Source organism: Gordonia sputi NBRC 100414, assembly GCF_000248055.1.
GTDB lineage: Bacteria > Actinomycetota > Actinomycetes > Mycobacteriales > Mycobacteriaceae > Gordonia > Gordonia sputi.
Map to the genome: position 1 here is coordinate 74,482 of NZ_BAFC01000065.1, position 26,202 is coordinate 100,683.

A 26,202-nucleotide genomic window follows, 5' to 3' on the forward strand; every position below is an offset into this window, starting at 1 on the left:
TGAGGTCCCGTTCTCTCCACGCGGATGATGAATACTGAACCGCATGGTCATCGGCATCGTTGCTGCGATCCTCGCGGCGGTGGCGTACGGCACGGCGTCGGTGCTGCAGGCGCGCGGTGCGCAGAGCGTCGAGGACGGCACGGTCGGGGCAGCGCCGTCGTTGCGTTCGACGATCACGGCCATGCTCACGGTGTCGTTTCTGCTCGGACTGGTTCTCGATGTGGTCGGCTTCGCTGGAAACCTGGTCGCGGACAGGCTCACTCCACTCTTCCTCGCGCAGCCCATCGTGAGTGCGAATCTGGTTGTCACCGCGGTGTTGGCGACGGTGGTCCTCGATGCCCGACTCAGCCGTCGAGAGTGGACCGCGGTGGCCGTCGTGGTGATCGCGCTCGTTGTGCTCGGTATCGGCGCTGGCGAAGAGGGGCACCGCGACCACAATTGGCTGCACTGGGCACTACTCGGGGTAGGTGTCGGGCTCTTCGTGGCGGTCACTGCCGTGACCAGAGTGATTCCGAGGGGAGTCGCCGTTGTCGCGGGACTCGGCGGCGGTGCACTGTTCGGTCTGATGGCCGTGGCGATCAGGATTCTCGACGGCGTCGACCCGTTCGACGTCGGCGCGATACTCACCGACCCGGCCGCATACGCGGTGGCGATCTGCGGCGTCGGCGGGTTCTATCTGTTCACCGTCGCGCTGCAGACCGGGGCCGTCAGCGCCGCGGCGGCGTCGATCGTGGTCGGCGAAACGGTGGTTCCCAGCGCGCTGGGGATTGCGCTGCTCGGCGACAGCACACGTCCCGGCTGGGCGGTGCCGACGCTGATCGCGTTCGCCGCCGCGGTGAGCGGCGCGATCGTCGTCGCGACATCGTCCGCCGTCGAGGCGACGGAGTCCGCGGCCTGACGACGCAGGCCGCGGATGGAGCTGTGGCGCTGGACCACCGCTGATCGAGCTTGTCGAGATCACCAGCGGGGGCCCACCGCTGATCGAGCTGGACTACCGCTGATCGAGCTGAACTACCGCTGATCGAGCTTGTCGAGATCACTCGCCGCGCGGGGGTGGTTTCGACTCGGGTGTTCGCTGCGCTCACGCCCGCTCAACCAGCGGGGGTCAGCCGCCACCGCTGATCGGGCTGGACTACCGCTGATCGAGCTGAACTTCCGCTGATCGAGCTTGTCGAGATCACTTGCCGCAGCGGGTGTGGTTTCGACTTGGGTGTTCGCTGCGCTCACGCCCGCTCAACCAGCGGGGGCCTCCACCGCTGATCGAGCTTGTCGAGATCACCAGCGCCCGGCGGTCAGACGCTCGCCGCGCTGGCGGTCACCTGCACGCGGTGGGCGTCGTTGAGGTTCTCGACGGCCGCCTCGATTTCGGCGGCGCGCTGCTGGCCGTCCCAGCCGAGGATCTCGGCCATCGCGTCGCCGAGTTCGGTGAGTACGGCCGCGGTCACTCCGCCGACGAAGGCCAGATCTGTTCTGCGCAGCAGGATGTCGCTGATGTGCACGGCCTGCTCCGTCTCGATCATGTAGCGCAGCTCCGCCGTCGAGAGACCGCTGGCGGGCAGCGGTGCGTCGGGGCCGGCGGTGATCGCTGCGATGACCTCGCTGGCGCGGGTGCCGTAGCGGGTGAGCAACTCGTCGGCGCGGTCGGCGGGAACGTCGCCGCGTCGACTTGCCACCCATGCCCGACGTTGCGCGTCGGTGGTCGGGTAATCGCGGCCGCCGCCGATGGGCAGGCCGACGGTCGAGACCTGTCGGGCCGCGCCGAGCAGCTCCATGATGCGATCCGACAACTGCTCGCCGAGGGCGCGGAAGGTGGTCCACTTGCCGCCGACCAAGCTCAGCACGGGAACCGAAACCCCGGGCAGCTCAGTACGTTCGACGTTGTAGTCGCGCGAGACGAAGCCCGGCGTCGTGTCGTCGTGGCGGGGCAGCGGGCGGATGCCGGAGAACGAGTACACGATGTCGTCGCGGGAGACGGCGATATCGGGGAACACGTGCCTGATGAGGTCGAAGAAGTAGTCGATCTCGTCGTCGGTGCATCGCGTCGGCTTGCTCGGGTCGGCGTCGATGTCGGTGGTGCCCACCAGAACTCGATCCTTGAGCGGGTAGATCAGCACGATACGACCGTCGGAGTGCTCGAAAAAGATCTCGCGTCCACGAGTGGCCTCGACGAGGTCGGGGTGATCGAGAACGATGTGAGATCCCTTGGTGCCGCCCATGTATCGGGTGTCGCCGCCGAGCGCGTCGTTGGTGAGATCGGTCCACGGACCACTCGCGTTCACGATGACCTCGGCAGACACGGTGAACTGTTCACCGCTGACACGATCGGCGAGCACCACCTCGCCGTCGCGAATCGCGATGGCTTCGACGTGGTTGGTCGCACGGGCGTGCGGGCCGGTGGCCAGACCGTCCTTGAGGACGTCGAGTGCCAGACGCTCGGGATCGTGCACCGATGCGTCGAAATAGGTTGCGGTGTAACGAATGCCGGAGTTCAGTCGCGGCATGTCGGCGCGGGCCTTGTCGCCTGCGCGGAACTTGTGACGCGGCACCCGGCGCTTGCCCGCACCGGAGAAGGCGTCGTACATGACCAGTCCGGCCTTGATCAACGCCGCGCCCCGCTCGTTGGGTTTGCCGGTGTTGTGGGTGAGAAAACGCCTCGGCGCGTTGAGGATTCCGCTGAACGTCGAGAAGATCGGGACGGTGGTCTCGAGAGGCTTCACATAGTGGGGTGCGATCTCGAGGAGTCCGTTGCGCTCGTGCACCGACTCACGGACGAGTCGGAACTCGCCGTTCTCCAGGTAACGGATGCCGCCGTGGATCATGTGGCTCGACGCCGACGACGCGCCGCTGACCCAGTCGTCGCGCTCGACGAGCACGACGTCGATGCCCTGCAGTGCGAGGTCGCGGAAGGTGGAGATGCCGTTGATGCCGCCACCGATGATGAGGACCTGTGCCGACGGGCGCTCGGTGAGCGTCGCGACGCCTGGCCGGAGCGGTGCGGTCGAGGTGGTGTTTTCGGTCATGATTCCATCCTGATGGTCACTGCACATAAGAGCAATACTTCTGAACATATGTGCACGGGTGGGTTTTGCTGGTAGAACGTGTGGGGTGGAACGAGTCGCGGCCGACGATCCGAAGCGCACTGCACTCGCGGTGCGCGCGGCACATCTGTACTACATGCAAGACCTCGACATGGCCGCCATTGGTCGCGAGATGGGGATGAGCCGGTCGTCGGTGTCGCGATTGCTGAGCTTCGCCCGCTTCACCGGCCTTGTCGACATCACGATCCACGCGCCGGCGGGTAGGACCGGCGAGGTTGCTGACGAGTTCGGCCGACGCTTCGGCGTCAACGCATCCGTCGTCCCGACGACCGCGCAAATGTCCGACGCCGACAGACTCGAGCGCGTCGGCCAAGAGGCCGCGCGTTCGCTGGGCAGGGCGCTGGAGGCCAATACGACGCTCGGCGTCGCCTGGGGTGCGACGATCAGCGTCGTCAGCAGACACGTTGTGCCCAAGGAGTTGTGGAACACGCAGATCGTGCAACTCAACGGCGCGGGCAACCCGACGAGTTCGGGAATCGACTACGCCAGCGAGATCCTCCGCCGTTTCGCCACGGCGTATTCGGCTCGCGTGGAACAGTTTCCGGTGCCCGCGTTCTTCGACGACCCGAACACCAAGGTCGCGCTGTGGCATGAGCGCAGTACCAAGCGTGTCCTCGACGTCCAGCAGATGATGAACGTGGCGCTCTTCGGACTCGGCGCTCCCGACGCCGACGTCCCCAGCCACGTGTACACCGGCGGCTACCTCGAGCCCGCCGACTTCGCGTCGCTGCGCTCCGAGCGAGTCGTCGGCGACGTCGCGACGGTGTTCTACCGTCACGACGGTAGCGACGAGGGAATCGAGTTGAACAAGCGATCCTCCGGCCCGGATCTCGATGTGATCCGGGCCGTCCCCCGTCGTATCTGTGTGGTGTCGGGAGAGTCGAAAGCCGCTGCGACAGAGGGTGCTTTCGCCGCAGGACTGATCACGGACATCGTGCTCGACGAGAACCTCGCCCGACTGCTCATCCACCGCGACACGACGCACCATGTGCGACGTGGCGGGTGAATGGCAGCCGGGCAACGGTGACATCGTCAGTCCACATCGACCCAGTCGAGCGTGCGCTCAACGGCCTTGCGCCACTGCTTATAGCCGGCTTCGCGCTGGTTCTCGTCCCACTCCGGCTCCCACCGGCGGGCTTCGTTCCAGTTCTCGCGCAGTTCGTCGGTGTTCTTCCAGACTCCGACGGCCAGCCCCGCCGCGTACGCCGCGCCGAGTGCGGTGGTCTCGGCCACGACCGGTCGGCTGACCGGGACGCCGAGCACGTCGGCCTGGATCTGCATACACAGCTCGTTGGCTGTGACGCCGCCGTCGACCTTCAGAACATCGAGCGTCACACCGGAATCGGCGGTCATCGCCTCGGTGACGTCGCGGGTCTGATAACAGATCGACTCCAGGGTGGCACGTGCGAGGTGTGCGTTGGTGTTGAACCGCGAGAGTCCGACGATCGCGCCGCGCGCATCCGATCGCCAGTACGGAGCGAACAGGCCGGAGAAGGCAGGCACGAAGTAGACGCCACCGTTGTCGTCGACCTGGCGGGCGAGAGCTTCGGATTGTGAAGCGCCGCTGATGATTCCGAGCTGATCGCGCAGCCACTGGACCGCGGAGCCGGTCACCGCGATCGAGCCCTCGAGCGCGTAGACTGGCTTGTCGTCGCCGAGCTGGTACGCGACCGTTGTCAGCAGACCCGACTTGCTGCGCACGATGTCGTTACCGGTGTTGAGCAACATGAAGTTACCTGTGCCGTAGGTGTTCTTGGCCTCACCGGGCGCGAAGCAGACCTGGCCAACGGTCGCTGCCTGCTGGTCGCCGAGCACACCGGTGATCGGAACCTCACCCGCAAGCGGTCCGGTCGACTCTGTGACACCGAAAGCCTTGGGGCTCGACGACGGCAGGATGTCGGGAAGCATCGCGCGCGGAATGTTGAACAGGGCCAACAGTTCGTCGTCCCAGTCGAGGGTCTCGAGGTTCATCAGCATGGTGCGGCTCGCGTTGGTCACGTCGGTGACGTGTTCGCCGCCGCGATAGCCGCCGGTGAGATGCCAGGTGAGCCAGGTGTCGGTGGTGCCGAAGATGGCGTCGCCGCTTTCTGCCGCCTCACGGACGCCCGGCACGTTCTCGAGGATCCACTGGATCTTGCCGCCGGCGAAGTAGGTGGCGGGCGGCAGTCCCGCTTTGTGTCGGATGGTGTCGCCGTGGCCGTTTCGTTCCAGGGCGCTGGCGATCTTGTCGGTGCGGGTGTCCTGCCACACGATCGCGTTGTAGTACGGACGTCCCGTTCGACGGTCCCAGACGACGGTGGTCTCACGCTGGTTGGTGATACCGAGGGCGGCCAGGTCGCTGGCCGTCAGTCCTGCTTTGCCGAGCGCTGTCTGGATGACGGCAGATGTCCGCTCCCAGATCTCGACCGGGTTGTGCTCGACCCAGCCGGCGCGGGGAAGGATCTGCTCGTGTTCGAGTTGATGGCGGGCGACCTCGTTACCTGCGTGGTCGAAGATCATGAATCGGGTGCTGGTGGTTCCCTGGTCGACGGAACCGACGAAATCTGGCATGGGTATGTCTCTCGTTCTCGATGAAGTCTGGGATCGGGGTGATGAGTGTGTTCAGTGTCGCGCGCTGACGTGCTCGGGTTCAGTGGGTTCGGAAACACCGATCTCCTGGCTGTCGTCGCCCTCGGTCGGCAGGAAGCGCTCGATGCCGAAGACGAAGATCGCGCCACCGATGAGCCCACCGATGATAGGCGCGACGATCGGTATCCAGAAGTAGAGTTCCGGACCGTTCGCGGAGTACATCGCGTCGCCGTAGCCGGTGATCAATGAGGCAAGTCGCGGACCGAAGTCACGCGCGGGGTTGATGGCGTAACCGGCGTTGGTGCCCCATGCCATGCCGATCGCGACGACGAGGATGCCGATGATGAGCGGCGCCATGTTGCCCAGCGGAGGATTGTTCACCACGCAGGTGAGGGCAAAGATCACGGCGACGAGGATCGCGGTGCCGACGATCTGGTCGATGAATGCGGTGGTCAGGGAGATGCCGCTGCCCGGGGACGTCGAGAAGATGCCCTGGGTCGCCTTGGTGTGGTCGGGGTCGATTGCCCTGATCTGATCGGCGTAGGTGTAGCGGACGATCAGCGCTCCGATGAACGCGCCGACCATCTGCGCGGCGATGAACGGCAAGACCTTGCGGCGGTCGAAGCCCTTGAACGCGGCCAGGGCGATGGTGACAGCGGGATTGAGGTGAGCGCCGCTGAGACGACCCGCGACGTAGACGGCGAGCGTGACGCCGAAGCCCCACGCAAACGCGATCGAGTTGTGGTCGCCCGCACCGAGCGCCTTGGGAAAGCCTCCGCAGACGACCTGGGCGACCACGCCGCAGCCGAACAGGATGAGGATCATCGTGCCCAGACATTCGGCGGAGAGTTCACCCACCAGCGGGATTTTCTTCGTCATGGTTTCACTCCTTTGTGACCGGCTCGATGTCCTGATGGTGTCGTCGGTACCTGCCGGATGGAACAAAAACTAGGCCGACGGTGTGACCCAGATCAATGATTGCCGTTCGACAATGTCGAACGAAGGTCGGCCATTCTCGATCGCGGGGGCTGTAGACGGCCGTAAAGTCGAGCATCGACACACGTTCACAAGGCTCATAGGACCAGTGGGATCCGAGGGAGGAGGCAAGGTGCCGGGACCAATCCAGTCGATCCAGCGCGCCGCCGCCGCGCTCGACCTGCTCGAGCGCAGTCCGCGGTCGTTGTCGTTACGAGAAATCGCGACTGAGCTGGGCTTACCGAAGGCAACCGTGCACGGCATCCTCAGCACCCTCCTCGACATCGGCTACGTCGATCAGGACGAGGACGGCTCCTACCTCACCGGTGCGCACCACAACGGCGCGCCGTCGAATCTCGACGGCAACGTGTTGCGGTCGGCGGCGATGGGGTGGTGCGACACCCTGGCGGCAATGCTCGACATGCAGGTCTGGCTCGAGGTGCTCGACACCGACGCCGCAGTTGTGGTGCATCACGTCTTCAGGCCCGACGACTCGCCCCAGCGGATGCGCGTCGGCGAGCGCGTGCCGCTACATGCGTCGGCAGGCGGGAAGTTGCTCCTCGCCTACTCGCAGAATCGGGATCGATTGTTGCGCAACATGATTCTGGACAGGTTCACCTCGGACACGGTTGTCTCGCGCACCGATCTCGCAGCCGAGATCGCCACCGTGCGTCAAACCGGATTGGCCACCGAACATGGCGAGTACGAACGCGGCAGTGCTGCGACGGCCATTCCCGTGCACGGGCGCAGGCCCGGTGAGATCGGCGCGCTCGTCGTGGTCGGACCACCGTCGACGATCTTTCGGTCGGGCACGCTGCCGCGCAACGTCGTGATCGATCAGATGCGACAGGCTGCGACGTCGATCGACCGGGAGTTGGGTGCTGCGCGGTGAGCGCGAAGGCCACCGACGGCTCGGTCGTCGCGGCGATCGATGTCGGGACGACGTCGTCACGCTGCATGCTCTTCGATAGGCACGGCCGCATGGTGTCGATCGCCCAACTCGAGCAGAAACAGACGTTCCCGCGGCCGGGTTGGGTGGAACAGAACGCGCACGAGCTGTGGGTCAACGTGCAGAAGGTCGTACCCAAGGCACTCGCTCTCGCCGGCCGGACGCCGTCGGACGTCGTCGCGCTCGGTGTTGCCAACCAGCGCGAGACGACGGTCATCTGGGATCGACGCACCGGACGCCCCCTCGCCCCCGCGATCACCTGGCAGGACACGCGCACCGGGCCGATGGTCGACCAACTCGGCGAGCACGCCAGCGAGATCCGCGACGTGACAGGACTCGACCCGGCGACCTACTTCGCCGCGCCGCGTCTGCGCTGGCTGCTCGACAACATCGGTGGCGCTGAAGCGTCGGCCCAGCACGGCGAGGTCTTGTTCGGGACGCTGGAGACCTGGCTCATCTGGAACCTGACCGGTGGCCCCAAGGGCGGCATCCACATCACCGACGTCACCAACGCCAGTCGCACCCTGTTGCTCGATCTTCGACGACGCGACTGGAGTTCACGGATGCTTCGTCTACTCGACATCCCGGAGGCGATGATGCCGAGGGTTGTCGGCAGTAGTGAGGTGTATGCCAAGTGTGCTCGCGTGCTGCCGGGGGTGCCGATCGCCAGTGCGCTCGGTGATCAGCAGTCTGCATTGTTCGGCCAGACCTGCTTCACTCCTGGCGACGTCAAATGTACTTATGGCACAGGCGCTTTCGTGCTGATGAACGTGGGAACATCGATCGTTCCGTCGGCGCGTGGACTCGTCCCGACCATCGCCTACAGCCTGCCGGGTGAGGCCCCGGTCTACGCACTCGAGGGTCCGATCGCGATGACGGGCTCGCTGGTGAGCTGGTGTCGCGACCAACTCGGCCTGATCGACACCGCGCCGGAGATCGAGACGCTCGCACGGACCGTCGACGACAACGGCGGCTGCTACGTGGTCCCGGCCTTCTCCGGACTGTATGCGCCGCATTGGAATTCGGAAGCGCGAGGGATCGTGACCGGGCTGACGTCGTATGTGACGAAGGGTCATCTCGCCCGCGCGGTGCTCGAGGCCACCGCGTGGCAGACGGCCGACGTCGTCGAAGCGATGCGCGACGTCGCGGGGATTCAACTGCAGCGGCTGGCCGTCGACGGTGGGATGACGGCGAACAATCTGCTCATGCAGCACGTCGCCGACGTCCTCGACGTCCCCGTCATCAGGCCCTTCGTCTCCGAGACGGTCTCACTGGGGGCGGCATACGCCGCGGGACTGGCCGTCGGCTACTGGGACGATCTCGATTCGCTCCGAGAGAACCGGCACGTCGCGGCGTCGTGGACGCCGTCGATGGATCCGCAGCGCAGACGCCGTGAAGCCGCGGGCTGGCAATCGGCGGTGCGTCGAGCGCTCGCCGACGTCTGAGCGCCGAGACCCGATCGAGATGCCGCGGTGTCGGGTGCATTGCAGATCTCGTGGCGAAGCTTCGACATAGCGGCTAACGTCGAAACAGAGGTTCCTCTTCGCGTGACCGGGACGGGCGAGCGACGTCCCGGGAGTTCCGTTGTGTCGGCACCGGCCACGCCGCTGCTGCCGAGACTTCCGCATGACTACACGAAAACTGCGCGTGCCCACCTGAATTCGTGCCCACCCGAATTCGTACTCAGTGGCGTCGCGCCCGAGTGAAGTGAGGAAGCTTTGTCCGAGTCATGGTTTGGTAGCGACCCTTTCAGCAGCAACGACGCCTTCGGCGACATCTTCAACAGGTTCTTCGGCAGCAGCGGCACCCGTCCGCAGGTGCAGCGCGTCGACGTCAACCGATTGTTCAGTGACGACACCAAGCGACTGGTCTCGGCGGCCGCGCAGGCAGCCGTCGAGTGGGGGAACTCCGAGATCACGCCCGAGCATCTCCTGTACGGGGCCACGCAGGTCGAGCCGTCGCGTTCGATCATCGAGCAGACCGGGCTCGACCCGGAAACCGTTGCCTCACAGATGCAGGCGATCTCGTCGGTCGACGGCGGCGGCACCAGCGACGAGAGCCCCGGTCTGAGTCCGGCGGCGCGGCAGGCGCTGCGCAATGCACAACAGCAGGCGGCGCGTGCGAACGTCGGCTACGTCGGGCCAGAGCACGTACTCCTCGGCATCGCGATGTTGCCGTCCGACATCCCGGCCGCGCGAGTGTTGAAGGGCGGGGCGGGAATCGACGAGGGGCGCAAGTCGGAGGCCAAGCCCGCAGCGGAGTCGGACACCCCGACGCTCGACGAGTACGGGCGCGATCTGACCGAACAGGCCAGGGAGGGCAACGTCGATCCCGTGGTGGGCCGCAACGACGAGATCGAGGAGACCATCGAGATCCTCTCCCGGCGTCGGAAGAACAACCCGGTGCTGATCGGCGACCCCGGCGTCGGAAAGACGGCAATCGTCGAAGGACTCGCGCAACGCATCGTCAACGGCGACGTCCCGTCGACGCTCGCCGGGCGACGAGTGATCGCGCTCGACATGAGTTCGATGGTCGCGGGCGCAAAATATCGCGGCGAGTTCGAGGAGCGCCTCACCAAGGTGCTCGACGAGGTGCGCGAGCACTCCGACGAGCTCGTCCTGTTCATCGACGAGCTGCACACCATCGTCGGTGCAGGATCCGGCGGCGAGGGTTCGATGGACGCGGGCAACATGCTCAAGCCCGCGCTCGCCCGAGGTGAGTTGCACACCATCGGCGCAACGACGATCGACGAATACCGCAAGTACATCGAGAAGGATGCGGCGCTCGAACGTCGCTTCCAGCCGGTGATGATCTCCGAACCCTCCGTCGACGACACGATCCAGATTCTCGAGGGCCTCGCCGATGTCTACGAAGAACATCACCAGGTGCGATACACGAAGGAATCTCTCGTCGCCGCAGCGGAATTGACCGACCGCTACGTCACCGACAGGTTCATGCCGGACAAAGCGATCGACGTGATCGACCAGGCGGGTGCGCGGGTTCGGTTGCGTACCAAGACTCCCGACCCTGAGACACGGGAGTTCGAGGAGGAGGTCGCGCGTCTCGAACGGGAGAAGGAATCGGCCGTCGCCAACGAGGACTACGAGCGCGCGAACCAACTCAAGACCGAGATCGACGAGAAGCGCGCGAGTGCCGGTGCCGCGGGTCAGTCACCTACACCAGAGGTGACAGTCATGGACATCGCCGAGGTGGTGTCGAGGCAGACCGGAATCCCGGTGTCGGAGTTGACCACCGAGGAACGCGAGAAGTTGCTCGGTCTCGAGAACACGCTGCACGACAGGGTGATCGGCCAGGACAAGGCCGTGACCGCGGTGGCCGAGGCCGTGCGTCGGGCGCGGGCAGGACTCTCCGATCCCAACCGGCCGATCGGATCGTTCCTCTTCCTCGGACCGACCGGCGTCGGCAAGACGGAACTCGCGAAAGCCCTTGCCGCAGCGGTCTTCGGCGATGAGGACCGCATGATCCGCTTCGACATGAGCGAGTTCCAGGAGAAGCACAACGTCGCACGACTCGTCGGTGCACCTCCCGGATACGTCGGATACGACGACGCCGGTCAGCTCACCGACAAGGTTCGCCGTCAGCCGTATTCGGTGATCCTGTTCGACGAGATCGAGAAGGCGCACCCGGATGTGTTCAACGTGCTGCTGCAGTTGCTCGACGACGGTCGGGTGACCGACGGTCAGGGTCGCACAGTCGATTTCAAGAACACGCTGGTGATCATGACGAGCAACATCGGATCGGATCTCATCCTCAACGCACCCGACGGTGACGTGGAGAAGGTGGTCCCCGACGTGATGGATCTGCTGCGGCAACGATTCCGTCCCGAATTCCTCAACCGCATCGATGAGACCGTCGTATTCGATCGACTCGACAAGACGCAGCTACGCCAGATCGTCGACCTGACTCTCGACGGAACTCGACGCATGCTGAAGTCGCAGAGCATCGGGCTCGACGTGACCGACGCGGCGAAAGATCAACTCGCCGAAGAGGGTTATCAGCCGGAGTTCGGTGCGCGCCCACTGCGCAGGCTGATTCAGAAGCAGCTCGACAACGAGCTGTCGAACCTCGTGCTCAAGGGTTCGGTCGAACCCGGCGACACCGTCGTCGTCGATGCGGGCGAGCCGAGGCTCACCCTGTCGGTGAAGAAGGACGCAGCGGCCCAGGCGCCTGCCGACGAGCTCGCCGAGGCGCCCGCGAAGTCGGCAGAACCGGCGACGACTGATACGTCCGCTACAAAGGAATCCCAACAACCAGCCGCATCCGGTGCGGCACAGGAGAACTGACACACGTGAACGCTCACAACCGCAAGACACGCGACGCCATCCTCGGACATCCCGCTCCGCGCGACATCGAATGGACGCAGTTCATCAACATGTGGGAAGACGTCGCGGATGAGGTCGAGCAGGAGCACGGCGACCGCCTGTCGGTAACGCTCAACGGGCACCGCGAGGTCTTCCACCGACCGCACGACGGGCGGGTGTCGATCGAGGACATCGAACTCGCTCGCCACCTGCTGGCCGCCAAGCCGGAGGACCAGGGTGAGGGCGATCTGGCCGTGGTCACCGTCGACGCCAAGGGGGCACGGATTCTGTCCTACGACCTCGACGAGGTGAAGGTCACCGACGCCGCGGAACAGGTGCGCGACAAGCAGTCCGTCGCGCGTCACCTGCGGACCGTCGAACGCGCAACCGGCCGCGACGACGAGAAGGAGCTCGACGCCTTCTTCAAGGAACTGTCCGGATCGATAAAGCTCGATCTGAAGGACCGCTCGTTCGTTCTCCTCGGCCACGGGAAGGGCAAGGCCGACGTCGCGGAGCAGTTCTCGAAGTGGTTGTCAGAACACGACAAATCAGTCTATGACCGCATTCTTGGTGTGGCTGCGATCGACCTGAGCGCGGCCACCGACGCCGATATCGAGGAGCGCGCACTCGAGGTGACCCGCGGCGGCGTCGTCTGATAGGCGGCTTACGGGATCGTGCTGCGCAGACAGTGTCGCTGCTCTAATTTGAACGGGTGCGCAGAGTAGATGTGGGTCGACGATCCGTGTACGTGCGAGCGGTGGTCGCCACGCTTGTGCTGTCCCTGTCGCTGCTGGGGTATTCGGCGGGTTCGGCGGCGGCTGCACCCCCGTCGACCGAGCAGGCCGCGAGTCCCGCTGCGGCGCCAGCAGTTACGCCTGCGAACGACCCGTTCTACACCCCGAGCGTGCCGATCGGTGGGCTGCGGCCCGGTGCGGTGATCTCGTCTCGTGTCGTGACGCTCGGCACGAACGGCACGAGCCTGCCCGCCACGGGCACGCAACTGCTGTACCGGACCAACGACGCCTTCGGGGCGCCGTCGTCGACGGTCACCACGATCATCTCGCCGCCGGGCAGCAGGCCGGTACGGCGCGGCGCATGATCTCGTATCACGAGTTCTACGACGCGCTCGGCAGTCAGTGCGACCCGTCGTACACGCTGCGCGGTGGCAAGTCGTCGTCGAGTGCGGTCGATGTCACGATGATCGCGTCGATGGTCTCGGCGGGCTACACGGTGGTGGTTCCCGACTACGAGGGTCCCAACATGCGGTGGACCATCGGAAAGGAGTCGGCGCACGCCGCGCTCGACGGAATCCGTGCGGCACAACGGCTTCTGCGCGCTCCGGCCTCGACGCCGGTCGGCCTCTACGGATACTCGGGCGGGTCCATCCCGACAGGATTCGGTGCCGAGTTGGCGCCGTCGTATGCCCCCGAGTTGAACCTGGTCGGTGCGACGGCCGGCGGCGTGCTGGTCAACCCGGCACACAACCTCGCCTATGTGAACGGGACCACGCGGTGGTCGGCGGTGATCCCCGCACTCATGAGCGTCTACGACGAGACGTACGGCATCGGTATCGATAAGTACCTGTCGCCCAAGGGTGTTCAGGTTCTCGGCGACATTCGTGGTGAGTGCATCAACAACTTCCTCGGCAAGTACCCGAATCTGACCGATTCGTCGTTGCTGCTCCCGCAGTATCCTTCGCTCCTCGACGTTCCGGGTATCCCCGCAGCGATCAAGGCGAACGTGATGGGTTCCCTCGGCACACCTCGAACACCGATGATGCTCGGCGTCGGAGACAAGGACGGTCGAGGTGACGGGGTGATGCTCACCGCCGATGTGGTCGGGCTGAGCAGAAGCTACTGTGCGCGTGGACTTTCCACGTCGATCCATGTGTACCAGGGACTCGACCACGCCGAGGCGCTCGCGCCGTGGACCGGCGACGCGTTGGCCTACCTCAACGACAGGTTCGCCGGTCGGCCGGCGCCGCGCTGCTGACGGTCAGGGGTGCACCGGGTTTCGGCCGAGTTGCTGCCCCACGAGCGCCGCGAGGTTGTTGCCGACGAGGTTGACGAAAGCGGGCCAGGTGTCGGGGTTGAGTGCCATCGTTCCCTGGTCGCTCGTAGAACATCCGCGTCGAACGGGCTTGCCGTCCAGGCGATCTGCCATCCAGACGACTGCAGGAGCGAAGCCCTCGACGGCCAGCGTGATGTGCTCGCTGAAGTGGTCGCGCGTGTACTGTATGTCGGCTCCCGGCGTTGCGCAGTAGGTCTTCACGAGGGTGTTGACCGGACCGACCGGGGCTATCCAGTCGGGATTCGATTGGTAGATGAACATCGGGAAGGTCGGAGTGTTGCGCCCCATCTTCAACTCGTTCAGCACTTTTCGTGGTGCCGGGTAGTCCAGTGGGTCACCGGGGACGTCGATCAGTCCCTTGATGTTGAGGAACGGGGCGAGCGCCGCCTGGTAGGAGAGGCACAGCGGATTCTTGCCCTCGATGAGCGCCTTGCCCAGCGGGTTGGTATGTGCGCGTAGGAAAGCCGCGAGCTCTGGGTACTCGCGACTGACACCGATCACCCCGGCGAGGATGAGGCCGGACGCCGCGTTGTTGTTGGCGAGGTCGACGAGCGCGCGGATGTTCGCGGGCACACCACCTTCGGCTGCCCCGACGATCGGCAGCTCGGGAGCATAGGACTCGTGAAGCTCCGACGCCCAGCCGGTCGCGATGGCACCACCGGAGTAACCCATCAGACCAACTCGCAGGTCGCGCTTGAGGCCCAACGGCGTGAAGTTCCGTGCACCCCGAATCGCATCAAGGGTGATACGCCCGGCGAGAGGGCCTGCGGCGAAAGCGGAATCGGGTCCCTGATGGTCGGGGATCACCACCGAGTAGCCGGCCGCGACGAGCGACGTGATCTGGAGCAGTTCGAATGTGGAATCGACCGAGCCGGTCAGGGTTCCCGGAATCGAGGCCTGCTGCAGTGCATACGACGGCGCGCAGTACTGCGCCGTCGAATCCTCGGCCGACTGCCACGAGACCAGCTTGGACGGACCGGGTTTCGCTTTGCCGCGGGGTTTGAGCACAGTGGCGACGGAGGCGATCGGCTCGCCGCGAGTGTTGGTCGAGCGGAAGGAGTACTGCCAACTGTCGACGTTCAACGGAAAGATCGAGAGCGCGGCCAGGTTGACCCGTCGAGCCGCGATGAGTTCACCGGGATGCTTGGTGGCCACGGTCTGCGCGGGTGGCGAGTAGAAACTCTTGTCGAACTCGGGGATCGCCGGCGGAACGGGGAAGGGGAGCGCCGGCGCGACCGGCACCGCCGACGCCTGCCCCGCGCCGGAGATCAACGCTCCCGCAATCATTCCGAGCGCCATCAGTGCCGCAACCCCGACCGTCCACACGCGCATGACTGCGTGACCTGTTCCCCGACTCACCTGCATGACTCCTCGCTGCCAATGAGTGAGACACCAACGTCTCACTGTGGGGAGAAGCTACTCCAGTGTGGTGTGGCACACAAGATCGGCGCGGAGTTGGTCAGGTCTCGACAGGCTGGTCGGAACGTCAGAGGGGTCAGATCTCAGCGAACGCCAGGAGGACGTCGGCGAGGAGTTCGACGACGTCGTCGATCGACTCGGGATCGGGGGAGAGGCTCCAGCGGTGCACGATCGCGGTGAGTGCGCCGACGAAGGCGATTCCGAGCTGATCAGTGCGTGAGTCGGTGGGCCTTCCCGCGAAGGCCGACATCGCGGCAACGAAGTACGACACCCACTCGTCGCGTCCGTCGAGTCTGTGCTGTTCGACGCGCGGACTGACTCCGACGATCTGTGCGAATGACACCTCGGCACGCCGGGGATCGGTGCCCACAGAGCTCATGTAGGCGCGCATCGCAGCGGTTGCCAAGACGTGCGTGTCACGAGAAGTGCTCTCCGACAACGCCGTTGCGACGGCATCTCGGGCGGCACCCTGGATCTCGTCGTAGAGCGCGACGAGGAGTTCCTCGCGGTCGGAGAACAGCTCGTAGAACTGTCGACGCGACAGACCCGCTTCTCGGCAGATCGACGTCACCGACGACTTGGCGTAGCCGACGGAGGCGAATTCGCCCAGTGCCGCGTCGAAAAAGCGTCGACGCCTCTCTGCCAGCCGGTCGGCGACAGGACGTCCGGCGTACGTGCGCTGGCCCGGTTCGATTGTCACAGTTCTGTTGTCACGGTTCGCTTGTCACGGTTGGGTTGTCACGCTGAGGACTGTCACGGCGCGTCAATGTGCTTGGAGCGCAACTCGTGTCCCTTCGACGTCAGGCAGCGCCCCGACGGAAGGTCCCACTGCCAGCCGTGCAGATTGCAGGTGAGCTTCTCGCCCTCGACCACACCGAACTTGGAGAGGTCGGCCTTGAGGTGCGGGCAGCGGCGCTGAATCTCCCAGCCGTCCTTGACGATCGACGCCGAGTCGTCGTGCGCTTCGGAGAACCAGCCGTCGGCGTAGGCGATCCGCTCGTCGGTGAGGCATTTGAAGAAGGTGTAGAGGTACTCGTTGTAGCCGCCGATGCGCCACGTGGTGAACCGCGTCGACAAGAAGATGGTATTGACCCAGTCGGGTTCTTGATCGCGCAGCACCGTGCGCACCAGTTCGGGTGCGATGCGAAAACCGTAGCGGTACTTGCCTTCTCCGTCTTTCGGCTCGCGCACGATGCGGTTGGGGAAGTCGAGGACGACGGTCTGTGCCTGCGGGTGGTCGGCGCCGTCTTTGCTGTGGAAGTCCGGGGTGATGACCAGGCCGACCGGGTAGCCGATGCCGTCGCAGATCAGGTCCGACTGCACCATGATCGGCTCGAACAATTCGCGGAGAGGCTCGAGGAGCGATTCACCGTCGTCGACCGCCCACGTTTCCTTCTGTGCGGCGATGACCGGTGCGAACTTCTCCTTCATCCGCTCGAGGTACGCCTGCTTGTTCTCGCCGAACACGTCGTGCGGGGCGTACGGGTGGCTGACCTCGTCGAGCGTCGAACCGGTGAAGCGGGCCGTCGAACCCGACACCATCATCAGGCCGCGGTGATGCTCGCCGTCGTCGGTGCCGTGGATGACCATCTGCTCGAGGAAGGTCTCCTGGTCGGGGAAGATCGACGTCACGTCGCCCGGGCGTGCGTTCTGTGATGGGTCGTCGATCCCGGACCCGAAGTCGTTCAGTTCGAACAGGTCGTCGTCGAGGAACATCGGCGGGCCTGCCGACGGGATGACCCACGTAGCCCCGACCTGTTCGATGTACGAGCGGGCGCGGTCCATGCCGCGCTGACGCTTCTGCGCGGCGAAGTTGGCCTTGGAGCGCTTCGGGATGTCGTAGACCATCGGGTACCAGATGGCGCCCGAGTACTGCAGCATGTGGACGTCGATGTGGCCGAACTGCTCGAAGATGACGTCGAGGTCGATCGGCCGGGAGTCGTTCATGTTGAACACTGTTGTCTCGCCGTCGGAGACGACGAGGCCGGAGTCGCCGATCGGACCGTCGGCGGGCGCGCGCAACGCGACGATCATGATGTCGAGGTCGCCCTTGGGGCCGCTGACCGTGGTCTTGACCGAGTCGGTTGTCTCGACGAACTTGGTGAACCCGAGCTTCTCGAGCTCGCGCTTGAGGTCGGGGACCGGGTAGTCGGGGAGCAGGACCGTCGCGTCCTTGCTGATGTTCTCGCGCAGGTTGCGCTCGTCGAAGTGGTCGAGGTGCAGGTGTGAGACGTAGAGGTAGTCGCACTGGCCGAGCGCTTTCCAGTCCAGCTCGGAGTTGTCGGGGAAGGGCACCCACGACGCGAAGTACGTCGGATTGGTCCAGGGATCGCAGAGGATCGAGCCTGCGTTGGTCTGGAGGTGGAAACCGGCGTGTCCGATGCTGGTGATCTGCACGTGGGGCCTTTCGTGTTCGCGCGGGGGCTGAGGTTCTACGGGTCGCGCGGTGGAGCTCTCGACCATCCAATCTATCGACTGCGTGCAACTCGCGTCATGGGGCTTCGGTACCGTTCTCGATCGCTGTGATGGGGCGCACTCCCTCGCGTGTGCGCACGGGTGGAGATGAGTCGCTGTGGGGTGTTGCGGCACTGGCTAAGCTCGACACATGGAACCCGTGTACGCCTCTGTGATCACAACCGCGCGACTGTTGTGGCTGGCCGAAGGCTTGAAGTTCGAGATCTCCGGCGTCGAGAACGTCCCCAAGACCGGGCCGGGCGTGGTTGCGCTCAATCACACGGGCTACATGGACTTCACCTACGCGGGCATCCCCGCGTATCTCCAGGGCAAGCGATACGTGCGGTTCATGGCGAAGAAAGAGGTCTTCGACAACAAGGTCTCGGGGCCGATCATGCGAGCGCTCAAGCACATCCCGGTCGACCGGGCCAACGGCGCCGACAGCTATCACCAGGCGGTCGAGTACCTCAAGCAGGGCGAGCTGGTCGGGGTGTACCCGGAGGCGACGATCAGCCGGAGCTTCGAGCTCAAGGACTTCAAGAACGGTGCCGCACGGATGGCACTCGAGGCCGGGGCGCCGCTGCTCCCGACCGTGATCTGGGGAGCGCAGCGCGTCTGGACCAAGGGGTTCCTCAAGCAACTCGGCCGCACCGGCTACAAGATCATGGTCGGCGTGGCCGAGCCGATCGAGCCCGTCGGCGATCCCGAGACCTTGACCGCGCAGCTGCACAAGTCGATGAGCGAGAAACTGCTCGAACTACAGGACGCCTACGGTGAGCACCCCAAGGGCGAGTTCTGGGTGCCCGCACGACTGGGAGGGTCGGCGCCGACGTTGGAGGAAGCCAACCGCCTGGACGCCGAGGAACAAGCGGCCAGGGAGGCGCGCAGGGCGGCGCGTGACGAGTCGTCGCCCGAGTAGGTGCCCCCGGGTGGTTGCTTTCGGGTGGTCGGCAGGCTGCCCGATAGGCTGGTCAGGTGAGTTCTGAGTCGAGAGGTGAGTTCGGCGACTCGTCGCGTCGGGAGCCGGTGTTCCGTGCTCTCGAACTGATTGCCACCGGGATCGTCCGCGGGCAGAAGATGGATCTGCGATTCGACGGTCTCGACAACATCCCCGCCGACGGTGGTGCTGTCCTGGTGATCAACCACACGAGCTACGTCGACTTTCTGCCCGCGGCGTACGGCGTGTATCAGGCGGGGCGTCGAACGCGGTTCATGATCAAGTCCGAGATGATGGATATCGCCATCATGCGGTTCTTGATCACCCGCACGCGCTCTGTGCCGGTTGATCGATCGCAGGGCGTTGAGGCTTATCGTGGCGCGGTCTCGGCGCTGCGAGAGGGTCGGATCGTCGCGGTGTATCCGGAGGCGACGATCAGTCGCAGCTTTGAGCTCAAGGACTTCAAGACCGGTGCGGTGCGCATGGCCGCTGAGGCTGGGGTGCCGTTGATCCCGACGATTGTCTGGGGTGCGCAGCGACAGTGGACCAAGGGCGGCACACGTGACATGGGGCGCAGTCGGATTCCGGTCCGCGTGCGCTACGGCAGTCCGATAACGGTTGCGCCCGAGAGCAATTCGGAGCAGGAGACATCGCGGTTACGAGATGTGATGCACGAGCAGCTCCTGCGTGTTCAGGATGACTACGGGTCGCATCCGGAGGGCGAGTTCTGGGTGCCCCACCGACTCGGGGGTTCGGCGCCCACGCCCGAGGAGGCTGCTGTCATCGAGAAAGACGAGGCCGAGCGCAAGGCCGCAGCCCGCGAGCGAAAGGCCAATGGTGAGTGACGCATCCGCGGCGTCGACCGGCGAGAGCACCGTCGGATTCGACGGCCCGCCGACACTGATCGCCAGCGACGTCGACGGAACTCTGATCGACGACCAGAACACCGTGTCGCCCTTCACGATCGGCGTACTCGGGGCAGCGTGTGATGCCGGCACCGAGTTCGTCCTGGCGACGGGCAGGCCACCGCGCTGGATCGCCGAGATCACCGACCAATTCCCGGGTTCCGCGGTCAACGTGCGATATGCGGTGTGCGCCAACGGCGCGATCATCTACGACGTCGCGAACGACAAGATCGTGTACTCGTCGCTGCTGCAGACGGATCGGCTCGCGGTGCTCCGCGAGGTGATCGCGCGGTGTCTACCCGACGCCGGGGTTGCCGGAGAGCGAGTCGGCTCGTCGGAATTCGACGCTGCCACACCGCCGTTCGTGGCGACGGCCGGCTACCGGCACGCCTGGCTGAACCCCGATCACATCGAGGTCGGCGATGACGAGGTCTACGCGGAGCCGGTGGTGAAACTTCTTGTGCGACAGCCTGATCTGGCCAGCGGTGAGATGGCTCGGCGGCTTCTGCCGGAGGTCGACGGCATTGCGCAGGTCACCTTCTCCACCGACAACGGATTGATCGAGCTCTCGGTGCCCGACACGCACAAGGCGTCGGGTCTGGACAAACTCATCGATCTTGCAGGACTTTCCGGCGAGCGCACCGTCGCGTTCGGTGACATGCCGAACGACGTCGAGATGCTCACCTGGGCCGGGCACGGAGTTGCGATGGGACACGCGCATCCGGCTGCGATCGCCGCCGCCGACGAAGTGACGGTCGGCAACAACGAGGACGGCGTCGCGCGGGTGCTCGCGCGGTGGTTCGGCTAGAACCACCGCGCAAGCCAAGAGGTTTCAGGCAAGCCCGAGCGCGAACGCCCCGACGAAGGCGCGCACCGCGTCGGAGTTCGGTGGGTGGAAGCTGCCCGCGCGTACGTCGCGGTAGAGCCGCTCCAACTCGTTACGACGATGCAGCGCACCGGCTCCCGCGATCTCGAGTGCAAGATCGGTGACCTGCCGGGCGACCCGGGTGCTGTTCTCCTTCGCGGCGAACAGGCGCAGAAGGGCGCGGTCGCCGAGATCTTCACCGGCGGTGAGCGACTTGGTGAGATCGTCCAAGGCGCCGGTCACGGCTTCGAGTGCCAGCTCGGCCTCCGCGACGTGATACTGCGTGAACGGCTTGTGTGCGACGGTCTCCCCGTCGAGGCTGAGCGCGCTGCGCGACGTCGCCGAGGCGATGGCGAGATCGAGTGCGCGGCGGGCGATTCCGACGTAGATGTTGCCGAGCGCTGGAAGCACCCACGGGAAGATGCCCGCGACGTATCCGGTGGGTTGCTCGCCGAGTTCGACGACGCCGACGGTGCGTTCGTGTGGAACGAAGACGTTGTCGAGCAGCGTGTCGTGGCTTGCTGTTGCCCGCACGCTCAGGGTGTCCCAGGTCTCGACGGTGGTGACGCCTTCTTCTCCGCGAGGACTGAAGGTGTGCACGATCTTTGGGTGTTCGGGGTCGGAGTTGTCGCGGGCGTGCACGCCGAGCCAATCCCATGCCGGTGACAGCGAGGTGAAGATCTTTCGACCGGTGATGCGGTAGCCACCCTCGACCGGCGTCGCGATGGTCGTCGAATCGTCGATGACGAGGTCGTTGCCTGGTTCGCCGTGCCCGGCGGCGATCACCTTGCCCGTGGCGACTTCGTCGGCGAGCCATGAGACATCCGAATTACCCTGTGCGAGTTGATCGGTGATCGGACCGACCCAGTACAGGTGCATGTTGATCCCGAGCGCGGTGGCCGGCGCGAACGTGGCAAGGCGACGCTGCTCGGCGTTGAGCTGGTGCAGCGTCAGGCCGAGGCCGCCGCGTTCGACGGGCAGCGTGGCGCGCAGGTAGCCGAGTTCGGAGAGGTCGGCGAGGTCGTCGGCGAAGAAGGTGTTGTCGCGATCGTGGGTGACGGCGCGCTCGCGGAAGCGTTCGAGGGTGTCCTCCGGGATCACCCATTCGGTGGTGGTGGGTTGAATTATTGTCTCTGTCATGGCGTTTCCCCTGTGGAGTTGTGGCGGTGGAGTTTCGGCTGTGGGGTTTTGTTGTCGGGGTGCTGGGGGGAGGTGTCAGTCGAAGAACTGGTCGTCGGGGCGTACCTGCAGCGCGATGCTGAACCGGTTCGCTGCGGCAAAAGCTGCGACGACCTGGATCGCCTCGTAGATTGCAGCGTCGTCGAGTCCGAGGTCGCGCAGGGCGTCGAGGTCGTCGTCGGAGACCTCGCCGGGGCGGACCGAGAGTGTGGCCGCGAAGTCGGCGAGCGTGCGCTGACGCGCGGTGAGTTCACGGACCTCGCGGTAGTCGACGGCGATTCGGGTTCCGAGCTTCTTGTCGCCGAGTGCGTCGCCGAGGCTGACGGCGTGGTTGAGACGGCAATAGGAGCAACCGTTTTCGGCGGAACTGACGGTCGCGATCAGTTCACGATCGGCGTAGGGGAGCAGGCCGGCGTTGGGGTCGAGCAGCCCGAGGATGTACTCGTTGAACCGCGCGGCATGTGCGCCACCGAGCGCGAAAGCGCGCACCCAGTTGGGGATGTAGCCCAATTGACGTTCGATGGAACGGATCTGGCGTTGAAGATCGTCGGGCAAGTCGTCGATCTCGGGCACCGTGAGGCGCGAGATCTGGGTCTCCGGAGCGGCGTCGAGCGTGTTTGTCATGAGGTGTCCCCTGAAGGTGGAAGTCGGTGCAGTTCTGATGTCGGTGAGTCGTCGATCTGCGTGATGCCGTGCGGCGGACGGGCCGCGGTGGTGCGTCGAACGATAGGAAGCGTCGTGAGCGACCGACAGGTTAAGAACTGCGACGATCCGAAATGTGGGCATGCCCAGTCGACGGTCTGGAGCGCCCAGTCGACGGTCTGGAGCGCCCAGTCGGCGGTCTGGAGCGCCCAGTCGGCGGTCTGGAGCGCCCAGTCGACGGGCAGGAGCGCCCAGTCGACGCGAGGAGGCGCCCAGTCGGCGTGGATGTGCGCGTGGTCGGGGCGAGGGCCGTCCAACTCGTGACGCGGTTGTTATGCCCTGAGGTTGGTATTTGGAAGAAGAATCACTATGGTCACATAAGTCCCATTAGTCACATCTGTAACAGGCCTCGATGGGGATTGCCTGACCAACTGCGTGCTGGAGGTGCGGACAGCCGTGAAACTCCGACTGTCGAATCCGTTCGTCTCCCGGGCACGTCCGGGGAGTCGACGTCGGCGAACATCATCTGCGGTCATCTGTGCCGTTGCCCCTGCGCTGCTGGTCGGAGGGGTCATCGCGGGCGACGGCTACTCGTCGCGCTCCGACATCGGTCTCGCGGCCGACGCCGGCGTGGTCCTGATCGGCCACGGACACGGTCACGGCCGCGGAATGGGCCAGTGGGGTGCATACGGGTACGCCAAGAAGGGCTGGTCGTCGTCGAAGATCCTGCAGCACTTCTACGGCGGTACGACGCTGAGCAAGGCCGACCGGCCCGACATCACCGTCGGACTCAGTAAGCAATCCGCGGTCAACGTGCGGGCGGATGCTGGTGCACGCGTCGGGAGCGTGCAGGTGCAGCCGGGGCAGGCGGTCAGCATCTCTGGCGGAACCGCGACCATCACCAGCGGCTGCGGCGGTGGCGCACTGCAATCGGTGCCCGCGACCTTCGTCGATCCGATCAACCCGGCCACCAATCGTCCCGGAAACGAGTTGCTGAAGTTCTGTGGGTCGAACGCTGCGTATCGCGGTTCACTCGGGCTCGACGGCGGACGCGTGGTCAACAAACTGAACCTCGACGACTACGTCAAGGGTGTGATCGCCAAGGAGAGCATTCCCGGCTGGGGCGACTCGGGCGGCATGGAAGCGCTCAAGGCGCAGGCCGTCGTCGCGCGCAGCTACGCGCTCTCGGCCATCGCGGGCGGTAAGAAGATCGACGACACGCAGAATTCCCAGATGTACGGCGGCGTGGGGGGTGAGGACCCGCGCACCAACCGTGCGGCCGACGCGACGTCGGGACAGATCCTGCGGCAGAACGGCCAGCCCGCGTTCACCGAGTTCTCGGCGTCGACCGGTGGTTACACCGCGGGTGGACGTTTCCCGGCCGTCGTCGACGAGGGCGATTCGATTGCGCCGGAACACAATTGGACTGCCACCGTGAGTCCGGCGAGCATCGCTACCGCTTTCGGGGTCGGTGCGCTGCGTAGCTTCGAGGTGATCGAGGCCAACGGACTCGGGCCCGAGAACGGCCGAGCGTTGCGGGTCCGGGTCTCGGGCTCGGGCGGCACCGTCGAGGCGACCGGCGAAGACGTTCGGACCAAGCTGCAGCTCAAGTCGTCGTGGTTCTCGGTCAAGGGCCAGACGAGTAAGCCGAAGATCGTGACCCCGCCGACGGGGCCGGGTGCGGGCGCCGGGCTGGGTTCCGCCGATCTCGGCTCGCTGATCCCCGACTCGCTGACCGGACTGGCCGACAACCTCGTGCCGGGGTCGTCGAAGCTCCTCGGCATCGCGACCGACGCTCTCAACGGCAAGCTCGGTGATCTCGGTGGCGTCACCGGGCCGCTCGGCCAGGCGGTCGGGGTACCGACGCTGACGCCCGACGGCGCAGGGGTCACGCAGCTCTTCCAGAAGGGCATGATGTTCTTCAGCCAGCCGACCGGCGCCCACGCGCTCGCGGGCAAGGGGCTGGCCGACTTCCAGCAGCGCGGCGGCGTCCCGGTGCTCGGCTTCCCGCGCGCCGACCGACTGCGCTGAGCGGACTACTCCGGGCCGGCGTCGACGACCTGTGCGGCGATGTCGACGAGTTTGGTGTTCGAGTCCTGGGAGAGCCGCGCGAGGAGGCTGAACGCCTGGTCGGGGCTGAGTCGGTACCGTTCCATCAGCATGCCCTTGGCCTGGCCGATCAGGTCGCGTGAACTCAGTGCCGTGCGGAGCTGCTCCTTCTCGCGCACCGCGGAGAACGCAGTCGCGGTGTGGGCGGCGAACAACTGGCCGAGGGCCCGCGCCTCGTCGTCGAAGGCGTTCGGAACAGTGCTGTGCAGGTTGAGTGCGCCGCGCTCTTCGCCCGCGATGTAGAGGCAGAAGCACGCCATCGACCCGATGCCGAGGTCGGCGGCCGCCGCGCAGAACGTCGGCCAGCGCGTTTCTCGACGCATGTCGTCGATCCAGATCGTGGTGTCGTCGGTGGCCGAGCGGATGCACGGTCCCTCGCCGAGTTCCTGTTGAAGCGCGTCCGATTGTGCCGCGATCTCGCCGATCATCACGGGTGTCTCGATCCGGCCTTCGGTGACGATGGTGATGCTGGCATAGTCCGAGCCGATCGCCTCGGCGGCGGCTTTGGTGAACAGGCGCAGCAGCATGTCGCTGTCGGTGCTCTCCGATTGCAGTTGCGCGACAATGCGGGCGATCTCCGAGCTCTTCTCAGCGATCTCGGTGCCCGTCCATGTGGTCGGCGCGGTTGTCCGCGAGGTGAGGTCAGTCAACGGTTACTCCTTCCGCACAGCATCCACACAGCACTTCGCCGCATGCGCGCGTTTGGGGTTGCGCACGGACGTACTGCCTGGACCTATCAGCCGAAAACATACTCCGTACCTCGCAGGAGATGCGATGTGATCGAACCACCGAGCACGGGCTGGGGGTTGTCGTCCGGGGTGCGCGGGCGCTTCTGCTCCGCAAAGGAGCGTGCGGCGGCGTTCTTCACGGCCATCACGGTCGGCGAGACGCCGACGGTCTGCACTCGATGCCACGGCACGTTCACGTCGCCGGGCCGCGCCCAATACCACAGCCAGATCGGGTACATCCACAGTTGGATACCCAGTGGTTTGGCGATACGCATGGCAGCCTGGCCGACGGCTTCGTGGTCGGACTCGCCGTCGTGATCCCACACGGCCAACAGGCCGTTGCGGGCGCCCGGCCGGGCGTCGAGGATGTTTCTGATCATCGCGTCGAGGCGGTCGGGGTACTGCTGGAGCGTCCCCGAATGGAGGCCACCCCATCGTGGGAGGTCGAGGCCGAGCAGCATCGACGCGGTGTCGAGTTCGAGATGCCGACGGTTTGCCAATTGCTCGGGCGATCCGGGGTGCGTCGCGTGGCCGTCGGACGCGCAGATCGTGACCACCTCGATGCCCTGCGACGCCGCGGTGTGCACGAGACCGCCGGCTCCCAGGATCTCGTCGTCGGGATGAGCTGCGACGACGACGAGGCGATCGATGTCGAACACAACCTGTGGCCAGGTCTGCGAGGCCAGCCAGGTGAGCCACTCCGGTTCGGGGGTACCGAACGACTTCGGCGACTGATTGCGCGTCGGCGCGGGAAAGAAGCGGGTCATCGGCGTGCGAGGCGGAATCGGGACGTCAGGCGACGAATCGTGTGCGTGTGTGGGCGACAGTATTGGTGGAGTGACGTGCTGGGAGGTCATTGGCGGACTCCTACGGGGAGTTGCGCAATCCGCAGTACACAAACAGCGGTACACGAGCTGCGATGCACAGTCTTCGGTGAGCCGATTTCTACAGCCCAATGAACCGAGTATACGAGTCCTGGCCA

General features: G+C 65.4%; 21 protein-coding genes and 1 pseudogene. 11 read left to right on the forward strand and 11 right to left on the reverse strand.

Going from position 1 to position 26,202, the window contains the following annotated elements:
* Positions 1-43 precede the first annotated feature (43 nt).
* A complete protein-coding gene (locus GOSPT_RS11320) occupies positions 44-898 on the forward strand; it encodes a DMT family transporter (RefSeq protein ID WP_005206208.1) in 855 nt (284 codons plus the stop codon).
* A 394-nt stretch (positions 899-1,292) separates the two neighbouring features.
* Here the strand turns inward: GOSPT_RS11320 and GOSPT_RS11330 are convergent, their stop codons facing one another.
* A complete protein-coding gene (locus GOSPT_RS11330; protein WP_005206210.1) occupies positions 1,293-3,020 on the reverse strand; it encodes a glycerol-3-phosphate dehydrogenase/oxidase in 1,728 nt (575 codons plus the stop codon).
* A gap of 85 nt (positions 3,021-3,105) precedes the next feature.
* Here GOSPT_RS11330 and GOSPT_RS11335 point away from each other — a divergent pair, with 85 nt between their 5' ends.
* Positions 3,106-4,104: a sugar-binding transcriptional regulator gene (locus GOSPT_RS11335; RefSeq protein WP_005206213.1), complete on the forward strand. Its 999-nt coding sequence runs from the start codon at positions 3,106-3,108 to the stop codon at positions 4,102-4,104.
* Positions 4,105-4,130: 26 nt separating this feature from the next.
* Here the strand turns inward: GOSPT_RS11335 and glpK (GOSPT_RS11340) are convergent, their stop codons facing one another.
* Both glpK (GOSPT_RS11340) and GOSPT_RS11345 read right to left on the reverse strand, forming a co-directional pair.
* On the reverse strand, positions 4,131-5,648 hold the full coding sequence (gene glpK, locus GOSPT_RS11340) for a glycerol kinase GlpK (protein WP_005206214.1): 1,518 nt from the start codon (positions 5,646-5,648) through the stop codon (positions 4,131-4,133).
* Positions 5,649-5,699: 51 nt separating this feature from the next.
* The gene (locus tag GOSPT_RS11345) at positions 5,700-6,545 is read right to left on the reverse strand and encodes an MIP/aquaporin family protein (RefSeq protein WP_005206216.1); all 846 of its coding nucleotides are present in this window, start codon (positions 6,543-6,545) and stop codon (positions 5,700-5,702) included.
* 229 nt (positions 6,546-6,774) lie between these two features.
* On the opposite strand from GOSPT_RS11345, the gene GOSPT_RS11350 reads away from it, so the two are divergent.
* The 5 genes and pseudogenes from GOSPT_RS11350 (at position 6,775) to GOSPT_RS11370 (ending at position 13,904) form a co-directional block, all read left to right on the forward strand.
* Positions 6,775-7,533: an IclR family transcriptional regulator gene (locus GOSPT_RS11350; RefSeq protein ID WP_005206218.1), complete on the forward strand. Its 759-nt coding sequence runs from the start codon at positions 6,775-6,777 to the stop codon at positions 7,531-7,533.
* Positions 7,530-9,035, forward strand: a complete 1,506-nt coding sequence (gene glpK / locus GOSPT_RS11355) for a glycerol kinase GlpK (RefSeq protein WP_005206219.1) — start codon at positions 7,530-7,532, stop codon at positions 9,033-9,035. The genes GOSPT_RS11350 and glpK (GOSPT_RS11355) overlap by 4 nt, the downstream gene beginning before the upstream one ends.
* A 273-nt stretch (positions 9,036-9,308) precedes the next feature.
* The gene (locus tag GOSPT_RS11360; RefSeq protein WP_005206221.1) at positions 9,309-11,894 is read left to right on the forward strand and encodes an ATP-dependent Clp protease ATP-binding subunit; all 2,586 of its coding nucleotides are present in this window, start codon (positions 9,309-9,311) and stop codon (positions 11,892-11,894) included.
* Between the two features lie 5 nt (positions 11,895-11,899).
* The gene (locus GOSPT_RS11365) at positions 11,900-12,568 is read left to right on the forward strand and encodes a hypothetical protein (protein ID WP_005206223.1); all 669 of its coding nucleotides are present in this window, start codon (positions 11,900-11,902) and stop codon (positions 12,566-12,568) included.
* Between the two features lie 92 nt (positions 12,569-12,660).
* Positions 12,661-13,904 (forward strand): annotated as a pseudogene (locus GOSPT_RS11370) (lipase family protein).
* A gap of 3 nt (positions 13,905-13,907) precedes the next feature.
* Here GOSPT_RS11370 and GOSPT_RS11375 read toward each other — a convergent pair.
* The 3 genes from GOSPT_RS11375 to GOSPT_RS11385 form a co-directional block, all read right to left on the reverse strand.
* On the reverse strand, positions 13,908-15,281 hold the full coding sequence (locus GOSPT_RS11375; RefSeq protein WP_085941938.1) for a lipase family protein: 1,374 nt from the start codon (positions 15,279-15,281) through the stop codon (positions 13,908-13,910).
* Positions 15,282-15,477: 196 nt separating this feature from the next.
* Positions 15,478-16,101 (reverse strand): TetR/AcrR family transcriptional regulator, encoded by a 624-nt coding sequence (locus GOSPT_RS11380; protein WP_005206229.1) that lies wholly within the window; start codon positions 16,099-16,101, stop codon positions 15,478-15,480.
* A gap of 53 nt (positions 16,102-16,154) precedes the next feature.
* On the reverse strand, positions 16,155-17,798 hold the full coding sequence (locus tag GOSPT_RS11385) for a Rieske 2Fe-2S domain-containing protein (protein WP_005206231.1): 1,644 nt from the start codon (positions 17,796-17,798) through the stop codon (positions 16,155-16,157).
* Between the two features lie 208 nt (positions 17,799-18,006).
* Here GOSPT_RS11385 and GOSPT_RS11390 point away from each other — a divergent pair, with 208 nt between their 5' ends.
* The 3 genes from GOSPT_RS11390 to GOSPT_RS11400 are packed head-to-tail and all read left to right on the forward strand — an operon-like array spanning position 18,007 to position 20,505.
* Positions 18,007-18,774 (forward strand): lysophospholipid acyltransferase family protein, encoded by a 768-nt coding sequence (locus tag GOSPT_RS11390; protein ID WP_005206233.1) that lies wholly within the window; start codon positions 18,007-18,009, stop codon positions 18,772-18,774.
* Positions 18,775-18,830: 56 nt separating this feature from the next.
* A complete protein-coding gene (locus GOSPT_RS11395; protein ID WP_005206235.1) occupies positions 18,831-19,637 on the forward strand; it encodes a lysophospholipid acyltransferase family protein in 807 nt (268 codons plus the stop codon).
* On the forward strand, positions 19,627-20,505 hold the full coding sequence (locus tag GOSPT_RS11400) for an HAD family hydrolase (protein WP_051993855.1): 879 nt from the start codon (positions 19,627-19,629) through the stop codon (positions 20,503-20,505). Before GOSPT_RS11395 ends, GOSPT_RS11400 begins: the two co-directional genes overlap by 11 nt.
* Positions 20,506-20,529: 24 nt before the next feature.
* Here GOSPT_RS11400 and GOSPT_RS11405 read toward each other — a convergent pair whose 3' ends face one another.
* The 3 genes from GOSPT_RS11405 to GOSPT_RS23895 all read right to left on the reverse strand — a co-directional run bounded on the left by GOSPT_RS11405 (position 20,530) and on the right by GOSPT_RS23895 (position 22,700).
* Positions 20,530-21,702: an acyl-CoA dehydrogenase family protein gene (locus tag GOSPT_RS11405; RefSeq protein WP_005206239.1), complete on the reverse strand. Its 1,173-nt coding sequence runs from the start codon at positions 21,700-21,702 to the stop codon at positions 20,530-20,532.
* A 75-nt stretch (positions 21,703-21,777) separates the two neighbouring features.
* A complete protein-coding gene (locus GOSPT_RS11410) occupies positions 21,778-22,365 on the reverse strand; it encodes a peroxidase-related enzyme (protein WP_005206242.1) in 588 nt (195 codons plus the stop codon).
* Positions 22,362-22,700 (reverse strand): hypothetical protein, encoded by a 339-nt coding sequence (locus GOSPT_RS23895; RefSeq protein ID WP_005206244.1) that lies wholly within the window; start codon positions 22,698-22,700, stop codon positions 22,362-22,364. Before GOSPT_RS23895 ends, GOSPT_RS11410 begins: the two co-directional genes overlap by 4 nt.
* 139 nt (positions 22,701-22,839) lie before the next feature.
* Here GOSPT_RS23895 and GOSPT_RS11420 point away from each other — a divergent pair, with 139 nt between their 5' ends.
* Positions 22,840-24,414, forward strand: a complete 1,575-nt coding sequence (locus GOSPT_RS11420; protein ID WP_005206246.1) for a SpoIID/LytB domain-containing protein — start codon at positions 22,840-22,842, stop codon at positions 24,412-24,414.
* Positions 24,415-24,419: 5 nt separating this feature from the next.
* On the opposite strand, the gene GOSPT_RS11425 is transcribed toward GOSPT_RS11420, so the two are convergent.
* Positions 24,420-25,142, reverse strand: coding sequence for a GAF and ANTAR domain-containing protein (locus GOSPT_RS11425; protein ID WP_005206248.1), 723 nt, complete (start codon positions 25,140-25,142; stop codon positions 24,420-24,422).
* Positions 25,143-25,228: 86 nt separating this feature from the next.
* Entirely contained in the window at positions 25,229-26,077 is an 849-nt protein-coding gene (locus tag GOSPT_RS11430; protein ID WP_005206250.1) for a PIG-L deacetylase family protein, read from the reverse strand.
* Positions 26,078-26,202: the final 125 nt, after the last annotated feature.